Annotated in this window: 12 protein-coding genes; 7 read left to right on the top strand and 5 right to left on the bottom strand. The window is 68.0% G+C overall.

Features of this window, described 5'->3' with window-relative positions:
* The 5 genes from P6144_RS20390 to P6144_RS20370 form a co-directional block, all read left to right on the top strand.
* A partial coding sequence (locus P6144_RS20390) for an acyl-CoA dehydrogenase (RefSeq protein WP_277769667.1) occupies window positions 1-795 on the top strand: 795 nt, incomplete at its 5' end.
* Between the two features lie 32 nt (window positions 796-827).
* Window positions 828-3,278, top strand: coding sequence for a glycoside hydrolase family 2 protein (locus P6144_RS20385; protein ID WP_277769666.1), 2,451 nt, complete (start codon window positions 828-830; stop codon window positions 3,276-3,278).
* Complete coding sequence (locus P6144_RS20380; RefSeq protein ID WP_277769665.1) at window positions 3,278-4,489, top strand: serine hydrolase domain-containing protein; 1,212 nt, start codon at window positions 3,278-3,280, stop codon at window positions 4,487-4,489. Before P6144_RS20385 ends, P6144_RS20380 begins: the two co-directional genes overlap by 1 nt.
* Before the next feature lie 193 nt (window positions 4,490-4,682).
* On the top strand, window positions 4,683-6,386 hold the full coding sequence (locus P6144_RS20375) for a type I secretion system permease/ATPase (RefSeq protein WP_277769669.1): 1,704 nt from the start codon (window positions 4,683-4,685) through the stop codon (window positions 6,384-6,386).
* Window positions 6,383-7,744, top strand: a complete 1,362-nt coding sequence (locus P6144_RS20370) for an HlyD family type I secretion periplasmic adaptor subunit (RefSeq protein WP_277769664.1) — start codon at window positions 6,383-6,385, stop codon at window positions 7,742-7,744. The genes P6144_RS20375 and P6144_RS20370 overlap by 4 nt, the downstream gene beginning before the upstream one ends.
* Window positions 7,745-7,849: 105 nt before the next feature.
* Here the strand turns inward: P6144_RS20370 and P6144_RS20365 are convergent, their stop codons facing one another.
* Both P6144_RS20365 and P6144_RS20360 read right to left on the bottom strand, forming a co-directional pair.
* Window positions 7,850-8,491, bottom strand: a complete 642-nt coding sequence (locus P6144_RS20365; protein ID WP_347275846.1) for a response regulator transcription factor — start codon at window positions 8,489-8,491, stop codon at window positions 7,850-7,852.
* Window positions 8,484-11,501 carry a sensor histidine kinase gene (locus tag P6144_RS20360; RefSeq protein WP_277769663.1) on the bottom strand — a complete coding sequence of 1,006 codons (3,018 nt, stop codon included), beginning with the start codon at window positions 11,499-11,501 and terminating at the stop codon, window positions 8,484-8,486. The genes P6144_RS20365 and P6144_RS20360 overlap by 8 nt, the downstream gene beginning before the upstream one ends.
* A gap of 286 nt (window positions 11,502-11,787) precedes the next feature.
* Between P6144_RS20360 and P6144_RS20355 the strand changes: the two genes are divergently transcribed.
* Together P6144_RS20355 and P6144_RS20350 are read left to right on the top strand one after the other, a co-directional pair.
* Window positions 11,788-12,618: an alpha/beta hydrolase gene (locus P6144_RS20355; RefSeq protein WP_277769662.1), complete on the top strand. Its 831-nt coding sequence runs from the start codon at window positions 11,788-11,790 to the stop codon at window positions 12,616-12,618.
* A 24-nt stretch (window positions 12,619-12,642) separates the two neighbouring features.
* Window positions 12,643-13,422, top strand: coding sequence for an alpha/beta hydrolase (locus P6144_RS20350; RefSeq protein ID WP_277769661.1), 780 nt, complete (start codon window positions 12,643-12,645; stop codon window positions 13,420-13,422).
* Window positions 13,423-13,762: 340 nt separating this feature from the next.
* On the opposite strand, the gene paoC is transcribed toward P6144_RS20350, so the two are convergent.
* Genes paoC through paoA form a run of 3 tightly spaced genes read right to left on the bottom strand, consistent with a single transcriptional unit; the run spans window position 13,763 to window position 17,571 of the window.
* Entirely contained in the window at window positions 13,763-15,970 is a 2,208-nt protein-coding gene (gene paoC, locus P6144_RS20345) for an aldehyde oxidoreductase molybdenum-binding subunit PaoC (protein ID WP_277769660.1), read from the bottom strand.
* Window positions 15,971-15,973: 3 nt separating this feature from the next.
* Complete coding sequence (locus P6144_RS20340; RefSeq protein ID WP_277769659.1) at window positions 15,974-16,924, bottom strand: xanthine dehydrogenase family protein subunit M; 951 nt, start codon at window positions 16,922-16,924, stop codon at window positions 15,974-15,976.
* A complete protein-coding gene (gene paoA / locus P6144_RS20335) occupies window positions 16,921-17,571 on the bottom strand; it encodes an aldehyde dehydrogenase iron-sulfur subunit PaoA (RefSeq protein WP_277769658.1) in 651 nt (216 codons plus the stop codon). Before paoA ends, P6144_RS20340 begins: the two co-directional genes overlap by 4 nt.
* Between the last annotated feature and the right edge of the window lie 312 nt (window positions 17,572-17,883).

Here is a 17,883-nt window from a genome sequence, read left to right as displayed (position 1 = left end):
GTTGCCGAGCGCGCCACCCAGCGCGCAGTCGCCTATGCCCGCGAGCGCGTGCAGGGCTATCGGAATGGCGCGCAGGTGGCGATCGTCGAGCATCCCGATGTCCGCCGCATGCTGCTCAGGATGAAGGCGCAGACCCAGGCGGCGCGGGCGCTCGTCTATTACGCCTTCGGCCAGCTCGATCGCGCCCGTGCCGGCGACGGTGCCGCCGACAAGCGCGTCGAGCTGCTCACTCCGCTTGCCAAGGCGCACGGTACCGATCTCGGCAACGAAGTCGCCAGCCTCGGCGTCCAGGTCCATGGCGGCATGGGCTATATCGAGGAGACCGGCGCCGCCCAGCATTTCCGCGACGCGCGGATCACCCCGATCTACGAAGGCACCAACGGCATCCAGGCCGCCGACCTGGTCGGGCGCAAGCTGTCGATGGACAATGGCGGAACGCTGTTCGGCCTCCTCGCCGAGATGCGCGAGGAGGCCGAGGACACCGGCCTTATCAACCTGATCGACGCCTGCGAGGACGTGGCGCGCAACCTGCTCGCCAGCGAGGCCGACGACCGGCTGGCCGCCAGCTACCCGTTCCTGACGATGCTCTCGACGGCGGTGTGCGGCTGGCTGATGGAAGCCTCGGGTCGCGCCGCCGCGCGCGGTGAGGGCGATCCTGCCTTCCGCAAGATGAAGCAGGCGGCCACCGCTTTCTACGTCACGCAGATCGTCCCCGAAGCGATGGGGCTCAAGCCTGCCGCGCTGGCCAAGGCGGATATTTTGTACGGATTGGATGCGGAGGGTTTCGCCGCCTGATCGGCGCACTTCCGGAAGTAAGAGGGCTGGATATGAGCAAATTCGTCAGTGCCTGGCGGATACGGGATTTTGCGCCCAGCGAAGGCGCGCCTGCCGGGGCGATGGCGGGCGCGGGGGAGGGCTGGATTCCGGCCGCCGCGCCCGGCGACACCTATGTCGCGCTGATCGATGCCGGCCGGCTCGCCGATCCCTATGCCGCGCGCAACGAAGCGGCCGCCGCCTGGGTGCGCGACCGCGAATGGTGGTGGCACGCCCGGATCGAGATCGAGGCCGACCAGCAACTGGTATTCGACGGGCTCGATACCTTCGCCGATATCTATCTCGACGGCACGCTGCTCGGTTCGGCGGACAATATGTTCCGGAGCTGGCGCTTCGATCTCTCGGGCTATGCGCCCGGCACGCATGATCTCGCGGTCTGCTTCCATCCCGCGATCGCGATGACCGGCGACGCCCCGCTGCCGGTGTTCGCGGCCTTCACCGACCGGATCAGCGCCTCGCGCCGCACCGCGATGCGCAAGGCGCAGTTCGGCTGGGGCTGGGATTGGGGGCCCGATCTGCCGACGGTCGGCATCTGGCAGCCGGTCCGCATCGAGTCGAAGGGCGCGACGCTCCGGAGCCTGAACTTCACGACCCGCTCGATCGCGGGACCGGCGGAAGTCACTGTCGACCTCGACCTCTCGGCGCCCGTCGATATCGATATCGAACTGCTTGATCCGCAGGGCATTTCCGTCGCCACGGCGTCGCGTCACGGCTCGGGCAGGATCGACATGACGGTGCCCGATCCCCAGCTCTGGTGGACCGCCGACCTTGGGGAACAGCCGCTTTACACGCTGGTCGCAAACATCGGCGGCCAGACGATCAACTATCGCGTCGGTATCCGCACGATCGAGCTGGACCAGTCGCCCGATCCCGACGAGCCCGGCACCACCTTCTTCCGCTTCCTCCTCAACACCGTCCCCCTCTTCGCCAAGGGGGCCTGCTGGGTCCCCGCCAGTTCCTTCGTCGGGGCCATCCCCGATGCGACCTATACCGACCTGCTCGAACGTGCCCGGGGCGCAAACTTCAACATGCTCCGCGTCTGGGGCGGCGGCATCTACGAGCCCGATTTCTTCTACCGGGAATGCGATCGGCTCGGCTTGCTGGTGTGGCAGGACTTCATGTTCGCCTGCGCGCCCTATCCCGATCAGGATCCTGTTTTCATTGAGAATATCCGCCAGGAAGTGATCGAGCAGGTCGGCCGTTTGCGGCATCATGCCTGCCTCGCTTTGTGGTGCGGCAACAATGAGAACCAGGCGATCCACTGGTTCGCCGACATCGCCGCGGGCAGCTCGACCCCGCATGTCGGGCAGCTCTATTATGACGAGGTCATCCCCGCGGTCCTCGCTGATCTCGATCCCGAAACGCCCTATTGGCCGGGCAGCCCTTGGGGCGGCCCGTCGCCGAACAGCATGCGCAGCGGCGACGTCCATAACTGGACCGTCTGGCACGGCATCCCGCTGGTCAGCGATACCGATCCCGACGGGCCCTATGCCACCACGCCCGAAGGCGCCGGCTTCCCCCGCTATGCCGAGGATTTTGCCCGTTTCGTCAGTGAGTTCGGCCTTCAGGCCGCGCCTGACATCGGCACGCTGCGGCGCTGGATGGCGCCCGAGGACATCGTGCTGGGAAGCGCGGGTTTCCTCGAGCGGATCAAGGACGTCGCCGACAAGGCGAGCGCGATGATGATTCCGTTCACCGGCTTGCCGGAGACGATCGGGCAGTTCGTCGATTTCACCCAGCTTTGCCAGGCCGAGGGGCTCAAGTTCGGCATCGAGCATTATCGCCGCCGCACGCCGCATTGCTCGGGCGCGCTGATCTGGCAGCACAATGATTGCTGGCCCTGTGTGAGCTGGAGCCTGATCGACTATGACGGCGTCGCCAAATCCGCCTGGTACGCCACCCGCCGCGCCTTCGCGCCGGTGCTCGCCTCGTTCCGGATCGAGGACGGCATCGCCGAGCTCTGGGTCACCAACGACACCCGCGCGCCGCTCAGCGACAGTGCGGCAATCGCCCTGACCCGTCTCGCCGGCGGCACCGAATGGGAAGAGTCGGTGCCGCTCGAAGTCGGGCCGAACAGCAGCGCCTGCCTGTGGCGCGGGCCGGCCACCTATGCCACCGGGCACATCCTGACTGTGCGCAGCGCCGGCGGCATATTCCCCGATAACCGGGCATTGCTGGCGCCGGCCAAAGACCTGTTGCTCGCCTCCGATCCCGGGCTGCGCATCAGCTCGGACGAGATCGGTGACGCCCTGCGCATCTTTGTCGCCACCGAACGCTATGCGCTCGCCGTGCAGCTGCGCTCGGACGATCCTGCGCTGCGCTTCGACGACAATCACTTCGACCTCGCGGGCGGCGAACAGCGCATCGTCACTGTCACGCGCAAGGGTGGCGGCCCGGTCGCGCGCGCGGACATCGCGGTCTCGAGCTGGAACGGACGCGGCTGATGGAGCGGGTCGCACCCGAAGAGGTCGGGCTTTCCGCCGCGGGTCTCGATGCCGTCGATGCCGCCATCCAGGCGCAGATCGATGCCGGGACGGTCGCCGGGGCGGTGACGCTGACGCTGCGCCACGGCAGGATCGCGCGCGTCTCCACGCTGGGGCTCGACGATATCGAGCGCGGCACCCCGCTCGCCGAGGACAGCATCTTCCGCATCTTCTCGATGACCAAGCCGGTCACTGCCACCGCGATGATGATCCTCCACGACGAGGGGCAGTGGCGACCCGAGGATCCGATCGCCCGACACTTGCCCGAACTCGCCGATCTGCGGGTGCTGGTCGGGGAGGATGGCCGCGTCGCGCCGGATCATCCGCCGACGATGGAAGAGCTGATGACCCACCGTGCCGGCTTTGGCTACGGCCTGTCGCTCGGCGAGCCCAGGGACCGGATCGAGGCGCTCTACCGGCAGGCGGCGATCCTCCAGGCGCCGGACTTGGATACGATGGTCGCGCGCCTCGCCACCGTGCCGCTTGCGCACCAGCCGGGCACGCTGTGGCGCTACAGCCTGTCGATGGACGTGCAGGGCGCGATCATCGAGCGGCTGAGCGGGCAGCGCCTTTCCGACTTCATGCGCACGCGCATCTTCGAGCCGCTCGGCATGCCGGACACCGCCTTCTTCGTCCCGCCCGAGAAGCGCCACCGCCTCGCCAGCCTCTATTTCAAGCCGCTCGACGGCCCGCTGGAAAGGCTGGCGCAAAATCCGATGCGGCCCGATCCGCAGAGCGAGCCCGGCCTGGCGATGGGCGGGGCGGGGCTCTATTCGACTGCGCTCGACTATGCCCGCTACGCGCAGATGCTGCTGGGCGGCGGCGAACTCGACGGGCGCCGGATCGTCAGTGCCGCCGGCATTCGCGCGCAGATGACCAATCGCCTGCCCGACGCCCTGCTCGAAACCCGCTTCGTTGCGGGGCACCAGAAGTTCCGGCCCGGCTTCGGCTATGGCTATAACGGCGTGGTGTTCACCGATCCCGGCCTGGCGGGTATTCCGGTGGGGCGGGGCACTTATCATTGGGATGGCGCCGCCGGCACGTGGTTCTGGGTCGATCCGGAGAACGACCTGGCGTTCGTCGGCATGATCCAGCTGCTGTCCTATGGTGCGCCGCCGCTCCAGGAGCGCACCCAGATACTGATGGCGCAGGCGATCGCGGAGCGCAGATAAGAGGCCGATCCGAAGCTGGCCAAAGATGCGGCGCCGGATTAGTGTCCGGCCAGTCAAGCTATGACGTGGGCACGGACTGTAACGACTTGAACTGCTTCGGAACTGCAACTTCGTCGATGCCGCGCGGTCCCCTGGGTTGCGCGGCTGTCCATCTGGGGAGCCGCGCGTGAACGACGCCGGATCGCTCGGCACGATGCGCGCCGCGCTTGCGCTGTGCCGCCGCCATTTCGTCGCCGCGGCGGGCTTCAGCGCGCTGATCAACCTGCTCTACATCGTGCCCACGCTGTACATGCTGCAGGTCTATGATCGCGTGGTGCCCACCCAGGGCCTGCTGACCCTGTTCTTCCTCACGCTGGTGCTGCTCTTCGCGCTCGGCACGCTGGCGCTGCTCGATCGCATCCGCAGCCGGCTGCTCGTGCGCGCCGGCGTGCAGCTCGATGCCGCGCTAGCGCCGCTGATCCTCGATGCGACGCTCGGGCGGCCCGAGCTTCCCTTCGCCCGCCAGGCGCTGCGCGAGTTCGACACGCTGCGCGGCACGCTCACCGGCGCCGGAATCCTGGCGCTGTTCGATGCGCCGTGGATCCCGATCTACATCCTGGTCTGCTTCCTCGTGCACCCGTTCATCGGGCTGGTCGCGATCCTGGGCTGCACCTTGCTGCCGCTGCTCGCCTGGGGCAACGAGCGTGCCACCCGCAATCGGCTCGATCGTGCCCAGGCGATCGCCGGCGCGTCCTATGCCAGCCAGGACGCGCTGCTCGCCGCGAGCGACAGCGTCCGCGCGCTCGGCATGCGCGAGGCGATGGTGCGCCGCCAACTCCGTCAGCGCGAGGCGATGCTCACTGCGCAGACCGAGGCGAGCTTCGCCACGGGCGCCTATCTCACCGCCACCAAGTTCACGCGGCTCGCGCTCCAGTCGCTGGCGCTCGGCCTCGGCGCATGGCTCGCGGTCGACAATCTGATCTCGGCCGGCGCGATTTTCGCCTCGTCCTTCCTGATCGCCCGCGCGCTCGCACCGATCGAGCAGCTGATCGGCACCTGGAAGACGATCGTCCAGGCGCAGCAAAGCTATCAGAGCCTCGGCACGCTGCTCGACGGCGCAGTCGCCGCGGGCGAGCGCACCCGGCTGCCGGCGCCGCGCGGTGCGATCCTGCTCGAAGGCGTCACTGTCCTCAACGACACCCGCGACGGCGCCATCCTCAACAACATCGCCTTCCGGGTGGAGCCCGGCGAAGTAGTGGCGATCGTCGGCCCCAGCGGGGCGGGCAAGTCGACGCTGGTGCGCGCGATCGCCGGCGCGCTGGTCGCCGAGCGCGGCACGATCCGCTTCGACGGCGCCGATGCGCGGGACTGGAACCCGGAGGCACTGGCCCGGCACCTCGGCTATCTGCCGCAGGATGCGGTGCTGTTCGCCGGCAGCGTTGCCGAGAACATCGCACGCTTCGCCGGCGAGCGCGGGGAGGACCGGGCGACGCTCGATGCCGCGGTGGTCGCCGCCGCGGGCAAGGTGGGTGCCGATACCCTGATCCGCCGATTGCAGGCCGGCTATGATCATCAGCTCAAGCTGGGCGGCCGCGGCCTTTCGGCCGGCCAGGCGCAGCGCATCGGGCTGGCCCGCGCCGTCTATGGCGATCCGGCGATCCTGATCCTCGACGAGCCCAATGCGCATCTCGATCAGGAAGGCGATTCCGCGCTGGTCGCCGCGATTGCCGCGCTGAAGGCCGAGGGGCGCACCGTGCTGATCGTCTCGCACAAGCTCGGCATCCTGCCGGTGATCGACAAGATCCTGGTGTTGCGTGAGGGGCGTATCGACATGTTCGGCACGCGCGACGAGATCCTGCCCAAGATCGCCCCGCAGACCGTACGTCGCGTGCCGGCCGCCGCGGGAGGCAAGGCATGAGCATGACCTTGCTTCCGCGCGCCCATGCGATGCCGGAGACCGCGACGTCGCTCGTTGCCGATCCCCGGCACGATATCCGCAACGGCGTGATCATCGCCGCCTTGTTCTTCGTGCTGTTCCTCGGCTGGGCCGCCTTCACGCGGCTCGATGCTGCGGCCTATGCGCCGGGCACGCTCGTCGTTTCGGGGCAGCGCCAGTCGGTCCAGCACCGCGATGGCGGCGTGGTCGGCAAGATCCATGTCCGCGAAGGGCAGCGCGTCGAGCGTGGGCAATTGCTCGTCGAGCTTGCCGCCGCCGAAGTGCGCGCGCAGGAGCGGGCGCTTGCATCGCAGGCGATCCGGCTGCTGGCCCAGCGCGCGCGGCTCGAGGCCGAGCAGCTCGGCCGCGCGACGATCGTCGCCCCGCCGCAATTCGCGTCGCTCTCGCCCGAAGATCGCGCCGAAGCCGATCTCGCGCTACGTCTCCAGCAGACCGAGCTTTCGGCGCGCGGTTCCGTGCTCGCGGCGCAGCGCGGTGCGCTCGGCCAGCGCGTCGCCCAGTCGGGCGAGCAGGGCAAGGGCTATGGCGAGCAGGCGGTGGCGGCCAAGGAGCAGCTGCGCATCATCAACGATCAGATCGCTGCATTGAAGCCGCTGGCGGACAAGGGTTTCGTCTCGCAGACGCGGATGCGAGAGCTCGAACGCGCGCGTGCCGAGCTGCAGGGGCAGGGTGGCCAGTACAGCGCCAGCGTCGCCCAGACGCGGGGTGCCGCGCGCGAGAGCGAGCTTCAGGCGCTCGAGGCCGAGCGCACCTTCCGCGAGCGCACTGCGTCGGACCTGCGCGAAGTCGAGACCAGCCTGGGCGAGATTCTCCCCAAATGGACGGCAGCGCGCGACCAGCTCGAGCGCACCGCGATCCGCGCGCCCGCGACGGGCGCGGTGGTGGGCCTGACGGTGTTCACGCCGGGCGGCGTGATCGCACCGGGGCAGAAGCTGATGGACATCGTCCCCGAGCGGGCGGCGCTGGTGATCCAGGCGCATATCGCGCCGGACGATGCCGACGATCTCAAGATCGGTCAGCGTGCGCTGGTCAAGTTCTCCGGTCTGCACGAACGGACCTTGCCCAACCTCGAAGGCAAGCTGACCCGCGTCTCCGCCGACAGCTTCACCGACGAGAAATCGGGGCAGAGTTATTTCACCGGCGAGGTGATCGTGCCCTATGACCAGCTCAGGATCATCCAGGATGTACGCGGCAAGGATTTCGCGCTGCGTGCCGGCATGCCGGTCCAGGTGCTGGTGCCGCTGCGCAAGCGCACGGCCTTGGACTATGCGCTGGAGCCGCTGTTCGGAAGCTTCTGGGCGTCGTTCAGGGAGCATTGAGTGCTTCGTCATGCTGAACTTGTTTCAGCATCCAACGCTCCCCAGGCGGTATCCTCGGTGGAGAGTTGGACCCTGAAACAAGTTCAGGGTGACGATGGGTAGTTCCTAAATCTCGATGAACCCGCGCCGCGCCGCGACGATTACGGCATGCGTGCGGTCCGCCACATCGAGCTTGGCGAAGATGTTCTTCAGATGCGCCTTCACCGTGTCGGTGGAGAGCGACAGCCGCCAGGCGATCTGCTTGTTGGGATGGCCCTCCGCCACCAGCCGCAGGATATCGGTCTCGCGCTCGCTCAGCCGGTCGTCAAAGGCGTGGAGCGCGATCTCCTGGGCGACATCGGCGGCGATCGCGCGGCGGCCGGCATGGACGGCACGGATCGTGTCGAGCAGGTCCTTGCGGATGCAGCTCTTGAGCAGATAGCCGGTCGCGCCCGCCCGCAGGGCACGGAGCGCGTGCGTGTCACCCGGATAGGTGGTGAGCACCACGAACTGGGCGGCGGGGAATTCGCGGCGGATCGCCTCGATCGCTTCCACGCCGTCCATGCCGGGCATCTGGATGTCCATCAGCGTGACGTCGGGCTGGAGCGTGCGGTAGAGTTCGACCGCCTCGGCGCCGTCCCGCGCCTCGCCGACGATCTCCATGTCGGCCTGCCGTTCGACCACGGCGACGATGCCTTCGCGCAGCATGGGGTGGTCGTCGACCACCATCACGCGCACGGTGCGGGTTGCCAATGCTGCTTCAGCCAATCTTGCCTCCGGTTACCAGGCTGCGCCACTTGCTGCGGCGTGTCGTCGAATAGGCGATCGCCGCGGGGACGATCAGGTTCACTTCGGTGCCGCCACCGGGCGCACGCTGCACCACCAGCCGCGACTGAATCTTGGCGGCGCGCTCCTGCATCCCGGGCAGGCCGAAATGCCCGTCGCGCCGCCCCTTGCGCAGCACATCCTCGGCGATGCCCACGCCGTCGTCGCGGAAGCGCACGGCAAGGCTGTCGGGCTGGAAACCGATGCGGATCGCTATGGTGCGCGCCTGGGCGTGGCGCCAGATGTTGAACAGCGCCTCGTTGGCGATCCGCGCGACTTCGTCCCATACCAGCGGATCGAGCGGACGCGGCTCGCCTTCGGTGGTCACGGCGATCTGGGTGGCGGGGGAGAAGACCTGCTTGCGGGCGATCTCCAGGATCATGTGCTCGATATCGTCCGAGCCGCCGATCATGCGCAGGTCGCGCACCCGGTCGCGGCCCTCGGCCAGGACGTTGTCGGCACGGTCCAGCGCTTCCTCCAGCGCGCGACGCGACGGATCCTCGGGCGAGATGTCGTCGGCCACGAGCTGGAATCGCAGGATCAGCGCCTGCACGCCCTGGAGAAGCGTATCGTGCAGCTCGCGCGCGATGCGTTCGCGCTCCGCCAGCCGCTCGCGCATCCGCACCCGCATCTGCCCGGCCATGGCGCGTACCTTTACGCGGTAGAGCAGCAGGAACAGCGCTGCGAGCAGCGCCGCCACCATCAGCGCGGACCAGGGGCTCTGCAGGAAGGTCGGTGGAATGGTGAATTCGAGCGTGGCTGGATTGGGGTTCCAAACCCCGTCATTGTTCGATGCCCTCACCCGGAAGCGATAGGTGCCGGGATCGAGATTTGTGTAGAAGGCCTGGCGTCGCGTGCCGGGATCGACCCAGTCCTTGTCCACGCCCTCCAGCATGTAGCGGAAGCGCACCCGGCTCGGCACCGAGAAACTGAGACCGGTATATTCGATCGAGAGGTTGGTCTTGCCCGCCGGCAGGGTGATCCGGCTTGGATCGACATGGCGCTGGCCGTCGAGCGTAAGCGAGCGGATCGCCACCGGCGGTGGCACGGCGTTGCGTGCCAGCCGGGCGGGGTTGATCCGCATCACGCTCTGCCGGGTGAGGAACCACAGTCGCCCGTCGCCGCCCATATCGATCTGCAATCCGTCGGCGCGCTGCATCCGGCTCGAAAGGCCGTCCTGCTCGTCGAACAGATCATGTGGTATCGGCGCCTGCGGCTGGGCAAAGGCGCGATCGAGATCGGTGGTCCTGAGCCTGAGAAGGCCGGTGTTGTTCACCATCCAGGTATCACCCGATATGGTCTGCACCATGCCGCGTACGCCGCGCAGCCAGGGGTGATCGGCGATCATCAACCGTTCGAAACGCCCGTTGCGCCAGCGCGCCAGCCCGCCGCCGCCGGCCACCAACATCCCGCTACGCCCGCCATAGACGCCGGTGAGACCCGAAACGCCTATCTGGGCATTGGTCCAGCCCCGCGCGGTGGTGCCGATCACACGGACGATAGCCTTGCGATCGAGGATGATCACCGGGTTGCCGTCGCGGTCGATCACGATGTCCTGCGCTCGGCCGGGCAGGGGAAGCCTTGCCTCGCGCCATGCATTGCCCCGGCGGACGAGCACGCCCTGCTGGAAGCGGGCCACCCAGAGCCGTCCGAGCCCATCCTCGGCGCAGCCATAGGTCTCTCCCGTGCCGGGCAGGGGGAGCGTCTCCGCCACCCGGTCACCGCGCAGCCGGAGCATTTGCGTGGCGGTACTCAGCCAGACCGATCCGTTGCCGCCGCGGCACAGCGCCTGGACTTCATGGTCATAGGTGGCGAACAGTCGCGGTTCCTGTCCCGGCAGCGCCCGGTAGAGCGAGGCGCCACTCGCCAGCCACACGGTGCCGGCATCATCGGCCGCGACGAAATAGCCCTCGGCCGCGCTCGTGGCCGGCGGCTCGATGCGGAACAGGTTGGCGGGGCGGAACTGGTCCAGGCCCAGCTCGGTGCCTATCCAGATATTGCCCTCGCGATCCTCGAGCAGCGACACGGCCTGGTTGGAGGTGAGCCCGTTCTCGGTTCGGTAGGTCGAGACACGGGCGGCGCTGGCCTGCGCGGCAGCATGGTCGACCTGGAAGATGCCGTTGGTGAAGCCCGATCCCCAGAGATTGCCCTCGCGGTCGAAGAGGATTGCCGTGCGACGCACCGATCCGGAAAAGGGGAAGACCACGTCGCTATGCGCCTGGCGGGCGCCGGCGGCATAGTCGGGCAGCATGCGGGTACCGTTCGAATCCGAAAGCCACATATTGCCTTCGGGGTCGACGGCCAGATTGGCGCCGAAGCCGAGCTTGAGGCCTGCCGGCTCGAAGCGGCGCGCGCCGCTTCGCAGGATGAAGAGCTGCTTGTCGGTGGCGATCCACACCGATCCGTCGCGTCCCGCGGCGAGGCTCGAGACATAGTCGCGATCGGGCACGCCGTAGCGCTCGTCGATCGCTTCCCAGCGGCCGCCCCGATAGCGCTTCAGCGCCTTGTGGGTGCGGCCGCCCACCGCCCAGATCGCGCCGCTGCGATCTTGCCGCAACTCGGTGATCTCGCCCGCCGCCTCTGTCATGCCGGTGCGCACCATGCGGCCGCCGCGATAGGCTTCGACGCCGCCGCCGCCGGCATAGGCGGCCCATAGCTCGCCGCTTCGCGTGACCAGCAGCGCGCTGACCGGGATCGAGCCGGAAGGGTGATCCGGGGCGGGGGGCACATATTCGAAGCTGACGCCGTCGAAGCGGTAGAGCCCGTTGCCCGTGCCCACCCAGATATAGCCGTCGGGCCCCTGGGCCAGCGCCTGCACCATGGCCGGCACGCCGTCCTTGCTCGTCCAGGTGGCGTGGAGGAAACGCGAGATACCCTGGCCGGGCGCCTGAGCCGTGGCTGCGCCGGTGCAGCACAGCGCAAGGGCGGCGGCGATGAGCAAGGCAAGTCGCAAGACGATCCCCCTCTCACGCGACACTTCGGCAAAGCGTGAGCCTAGCACGGAAGCACGCGGCGCTGGAGTAGCCCGAAAGGGTAGGCGCTGGCTACCGGCGCGGGATATGCCGTGACGGGTGCGCGTGGAAGGAGGAAATGGTAGATTCGGCGGGAGAATGAGGATGGACGAACCCTTCGAGGCCACGCGCCGCGCATTCGTGGCGGGAGCGACTGCGGTCGCCGCCGTCGCAGCCTTGCCCGTCCCCATCTCAGCCAGCGCATCCCCCCACGCAGGAGACAAGTTCATGGGTATCTTCAAAGTCGCCGACGGCACCGAGCTGTTCTACAAGGACTGGGGCGCCAAGGATGCGCCGGTGATCTGGTTCCATCACGGCTGGCCGCTCTCGGCGGACGACTGGGACGCCCAGATGATGTTCTTCCTGCTCAAGGGCTACCGCGTCATCGCCCATGATCGCCGCGGTCACGGCCGCTCGACCCAGACCGACACCGGCAACGAGATGGATACCTATGCCGCCGATGTCGCGGCGCTGGTCGAGCATCTCGACGTCAAGGGTGCGGTCCATGTCGGTCACTCGACCGGTGGCGGCGAGGTCGCCCACTATGTCGCGCGGGCCAAGCCGAGCCGCGTGTCGAAGATGGTGCTGATCGGCGCAGTGCCGCCGGTGATGGTCAAGAGCGACAAGAACCCCGGTGGCCTGCCGATCGAAGTGTTCGACGGCATCCGCGCCGGCGTGCTCGCCAACCGCGCCCAGCTCTACATCGATTTCCCGACCGGCCCGTTCTACGGCTTCAACCGGCCCGGCGCGGTGATCAGCCAGGGCATCATCGACAACTGGTATCGCCAGGGCATGATGGGCGGCATCAAGGCGCATTACGATTGCATCAAGGCGTTCAGCGAGACCGATTTCACCGAGGATCTGAAGAAGATCGAAGTCCCCTCGCTCGTCATGCACGGCGAAGACGACCAGGTCGTGCCCTATGCGGACTCGGGCCCGCTTTCGGCCAAGCTGCTCAAGCATGGCACGCTCAAGAGCTATCCGGGCTATCCGCACGGCATGGCGACCACGCATGCGGACGTGATCAACCCCGATCTGCTCGCCTTCATCAAGGGCTGACCCGGCCCCAGTCTGGAGTATTGGATGGCCGACACGGTCATGCTCATCCACGGTGCCTGGCTGACGCCGAGCGCGTGGGACCGCTTCCGCCAGCGCTACGAAGCGGCGGGCATGACCGTGCTGGCCCCGCCCTGGCCCTATCTCGATCGCCCGGTGGACGCGCTCCGCCGGGCGCCCGACCCGCGGCTGGCCAGGCTCGGCCTGCGCGAGATTACCGATCATTATGCCGCGCTGATCGAGGCGCTGCCGCGTCCGCCGATCCTGATCGGCCACAGCTTCGGGGGGCTGATCGTCCAGCTGCTCGCCGATCGTGGGCTGGGCGCCGCAGCGGTGGCGATCGACCCGGCACCGCCCTTCGGCGTGCCGGCGCATCCGCTGGCGATCTGGACGTCGCTGGGCGTGTTCACTGCATTCAACGGCTGGAACCGCGTGTTGCGGATGTCTGCACGGAACTTCGCCACCGGCTTCGCGCAGACGCTGCCCGAGGCGGAGAAGTCGTACAGCTACGACAAGTTCGTCGTGCCGGCACCGGGGCGGATCTTCTTCCAGGCGGTGCTGGGCCTCGGCGCGCGGGTGCGGTGGGACAATCCCGACCGACCGCCACTCATGCTGATCGCCGGCGAGAAGGACCGCACCGTGCATCCATCGATGGTCCGCGGGGCATATCGCCGCCACCTGCGCTCGCCGGCCGACACCGCCTTCCACGAATTTCCCGGACGCTCGCACTTCCTTTGCAATGAGGCCGGCTGGGAGGAAGTCGCAGACCGCGCGCTGGGCTGGGCGCGGTCGGCCGCAGGCGGTTAGTCCTACATCGCGGACCGGGCCGACTCGCCAAAGGACACGAAGTACACGCCAAGTGCAGGTTTTCGTGGCGCTTATTTTCCCTCTTTTCCCGGGAACGCCACGCGTCTCGCAACATCCTTTCGCGTGACCGATCCTATCTTTCCAACAACGTCAAAGAGCGGCCGGCGACAGGCTCCGGCCGCAAAAGCCAATCAGACGAAATCCTACATTGCAAGGCCCCCACGTTTGCTACCACTCCGTCATCCCCGCGCAGGCGGGGATACAGAGTGGCAGAGCGATGTCCTTGGTAACCCTGGATCCCCGCCTCCGCGGGGATGACGATGAAAGGGGTAAATGCGCCTCAGGCGAAGGCAGGCATCCCCGCGAGCAACTTGTCGAGGGTGACCGGATAGTCGCGCACGCGCACGCCGGTGGCGTTGTAGATCGCATTGGCCACCGCCGCGCCGACGCCGCAAATGCCCAGCTCGCCGACACCCTTGGCCTTCATCGGCGAGCTCATCGGATCGGTCTCGTCGAGGAAGATCACGTCCTGGTGCGGCATGTCGGCATGGACGGGCACTTCATAGCCGGCGAGATCGTGATTGACGAAGAAGCCGAAGCGCTTGTCGACCGCCAGCTCCTCCATCAGCGCCGCGCCGGCGCCCATGGTCATCGCACCGATGACCTGGCTGCGCGCCGAAACCGGATTGAGGATACGGCCGGCGGCGCAGACGGCGAGCATGCGCCGGATGCGGATCTCGGCGGTGGCGGCATCGACGCCGACCTCGACGAAATGCGCGCCGAAGGTCGATTGCTGATATTTCTTGGCGAGGTCGCCATATTCCATCGCGTCCTCGACGACGATTTCACCGGTCTTGGCCGCTTGGGCCAGTGGCACGCTGCGCTTGCCGCTCTTGACCTTGCCGCCGGCGAATACTGCGTCGGCGGAGTTGAAGCCGAGCTTCTGCGCCACCGTGTCGCGCAGCTTGGCGCAGGCGGCATAGACGCCGGAGGTGGAGCTGTTCGCGCCCCATTGTCCGCCCGAGCCGGCCGAGACCGGAAAGCTCGAATCGCCCAGCTTCACCACCACCTTGTCTAGCGGCAGGCCGAGCATCTCGGCCGCGGTCTGGGCGATGATCGTATAGGTGCCGGTGCCGATATCGGTCATGTCGGTCTCGACCGTGACCACGCCTTTCGCATCGAGGCGCACGCGGGCGGCGGACTTCATGACGAGGTTGTTGCGGAAGGCCGCGGCGACGCCCATGCCGACCAGCCAGCGGCCGTCGCGCACCGTGCCCGGCTTCGCACTGCGCCGATCCCAGCCGAATTCCTCCGCGCCCTTGCGCAGACATTCGTTGAGCCGCCGCTGCGAATAGGGGCGCTGGGGGTTCTCGGGATCGACCTGGGTGTCGTTGATGACGCGCAGCTCGATCGGATCGAGGTTCAGCTTCTCGGCCAGCTCGTCCATCGCGATCTCGAGCGCCATCAGGCCCGGCGCCTCGCCCGGCGCGCGCATCGCATTGCCTTCGGGCAGGTCGAGCACTGCGAGGCGCATCGCCGTCATCCGATTGGCGCCGGCATAGAGCAACTTGGTCTGGCCGGTCGCGGTCTCGGGGCCGCCGCCGGGCAGATCGCCCGACCAGCTTTCATGGCCGATCGCGGTGAGCTGGCCATTGGGGGTGGCGCCCAGGCGGATGCGCTGGATCGTCGCCGGGCGGTGCGGCGTGTTGTTGAACATGAAGGGCCGGGGCAGGGCGACCTTCACCGCGCGGCCGGCTGCCTTCGCGCCGAGCGCGGCGAGCACGACATCGGCGCGGATGAACAGCTTGCCGCCGAACCCGCCGCCGACAAAGGGCGAGCGCATGCGGATCTTGTCGCGCGGGATGCCCAAAGTCTTGGCCATGTCACCCACCGACCAGGCGATCATCTGGTTGGCGGTCCACAGATCGAGCTGGTCGCCGTTCCACGCAGCGATCGTGGCATGCGGCTCCATCATCGCATGCGCGTGATCGGGCGTGGTGTAGGTCGCGTCGAGCTGGACGGGCGCGGCGGCGAAGGCCGTTGCGAAATCGCCTACCTTGCTGTCCGACGGCCCGCTGAACCCGCCTTCGGGCGGCTTGCCGGCGCCGTCCTTTTCCGCCGCCAGATCGAAGCTGCCCTTGCCGCGCGCATAGTCGACACGGATCAGCGAGGCGGCGGCGCGCGCCTGCTCGAACGTCTCGGCCACCACGATCGCGACGGCCTGGTGATAATGCTCGATCTCGGGGCCGCCGAGCAGCTTCGCGGTGTTGAAATTGCCCTTGCCGAGCTTGCCGGCGTTGTCGGCGGTGACGATGGCGAGGACGCCGGGCGCCTTGCGCGCATCGCCCAGCTCCATGCCGGTGATCCGCCCCTTGGCGATCGCCGAGCCCAGGATATAGCCATAGGCGGGGTTGGGCACGTCGTGATGCTCATAGGCATAGGGCGCGTGGCCGCTGGTCTTGAGCGGGCCGTCGATGCGTGGCGTGGGCCTGCCGATCACCTTGAGCTGGTCGATCGGATTGGTGCCGGCGGGCTGGGTGAACTTCATGGCTCAGGCCCTCGCTTCGGCAATGGCGGCGGCGAGCGTGCGCTCGGCCAGCACCAGCTTGAATGCATTCTGTTCGCTGGGTTTCGCCCCGGCAAAGGCGAGCGCGGCGGCGGCCTTCGCGCCTTGCGCCAGCGCTGCTTCCGCGGCTTCGACGCGCCACGGCTTGGGGGCGACGCCGCCGAACGCGACGCGGCCGCTGCCGTCCTTCTGGAGGATCGCGCCGACCGAGACGAGCGCAAATGCATAGGAAGCGCGGTCGCGGACCTTGTGGTAGATATGCGTGCCGCCGATCGGCTTGGGCAGCGTCACCGCGGTGATCAGCTCGCCGGCGGCCAGGCTGTTCTCGACATTGGGGGTTTCGCCCGGAAGCGTGTGGAACTCGGCGATCGGGATCGCGCGCGTGGCGCCGTCCGCCCGCACCGTTTCCACCACCGCATCGAGCGCGCGCATCGCCACCGCCATGTCGCTGGGGTGCGTGGCGATGCAGGCCTGGCTGGTGCCGATCACGCCCAGGCTGCGATTGACTCCGCCGATCGCCGCGCAGCCGCTGCCGGGCTTGCGCTTGTTGCAGGGCTGGTTGGTGTCGTAGAAATAGGGGCAGCGCGTGCGCTGGAGCAGGTTGCCCGCAGTTGTCGCCTTGTTGCGCAGCTGGCCCGAGGCGCCGGCGACCAGGGCGCGCGAGAGCAGGGCGTAATCCTGGCGCACGCGCTTGTCCGCGGCGAGATCGGTATTGCGCACCAGCGCGCCGATGCGCAGCCCGCCTTCCGGCGTCGCTTCGATCGTGTCGAGCCCGAGATGGTTGACGTCGACCAGATGCGTCGGCGTCTCGATCTGCAGCTTCATCAGGTCGAGCAGGTTGGTGCCGCCGGCGATGAAGCGCGCGCCCTGGGTGCGGCCGACGATCGCGGCGGCTTCGGCGGGGCTGCTCGCCCGCTCATAGCTGAACGCCTTCATGCCTTCCTCCGCGCTGCGACTTCGCTGATCGCTTCGACGATGTTCGAATAGGCGCCGCAGCGGCAGATATTGCCGCTCATCCGCTCGCGTATCTCCTCGGCGCTCATCGCCGGCTTGCCCGCGACATCGCCGGTGACATGGCTGGGGATGCCGGCGCGGATCTCGTCGAGCACTGCCACCGCCGAACAGATCTGGCCGGGGGTGCAATAGCCGCACTGATAGCCGTCATGCTTCACGAAAGCGGCCTGCATCGGATGGAGCTTCTCGGGCGAGCCCAGTCCCTCGATCGTGGTGATCGCATCGCCGTCGTGCATCACCGCGAGGCTGAGGCAGCTGTTGATCCGGCGGCCCTCGACGATCACCGTGCAGGCGCCGCACTGGCCATGATCGCAGCCCTTCTTGGTGCCGCTGAGCTTGAGATGCTCGCGCAGCGCGTCGAGCAGCGTAGTGCGGGTGTCGAGCTCGAGCGTCTGCGGCGTGCCGTTCACCTTGAGGCTGACCTTGGCCATCACCGGCGCGCCGGCACCCGCCGAAGCACTGTCCTGCGCCGCGTCGGAGGGGCTGGGAGTGGCGGTCACTGCCACGGATGCAGCGCCGGCGACCAGCACGCCGCGCCGCGAAAGTTCGAAATCACCGGGTCCATGCATCTTGGCCCTTGCTCCCTGAAACCGGTTCCTGTGCGCATGCTACGCCGGAACAACGCAGCGCGCAAAGCTTGGCTCCGGCGGGGGGAGCGACGCATGAAAAAGGCCGGGAGTTTCCTCCCGGCCTATCAGGTATCGGCATGTGAAGCCCTCCCCCTTGATGGGGGAGGGTTGGGTGGGGGTGACCTCTCCTCATGCGAGGGGGTTTGGGGAGAGGTGGGCCGGGCCCCCCCGCCCCCCCCGGCGGCGGGGGGCGCCCGCGCCCCCCACGCGGGAGGGGGGGTGAGCGGGGGAGCAGGGGCGCGGCGGGGGCGG

Source organism: Sphingomonas sp. HITSZ_GF, assembly GCF_029543155.1.
In the GTDB taxonomy this organism is placed as follows: domain Bacteria; phylum Pseudomonadota; class Alphaproteobacteria; order Sphingomonadales; family Sphingomonadaceae; genus Sphingomonas.
Note: the sequence above shows the minus strand (reverse complement) of the source record. Positions and strands in the feature narration are given on the sequence as shown.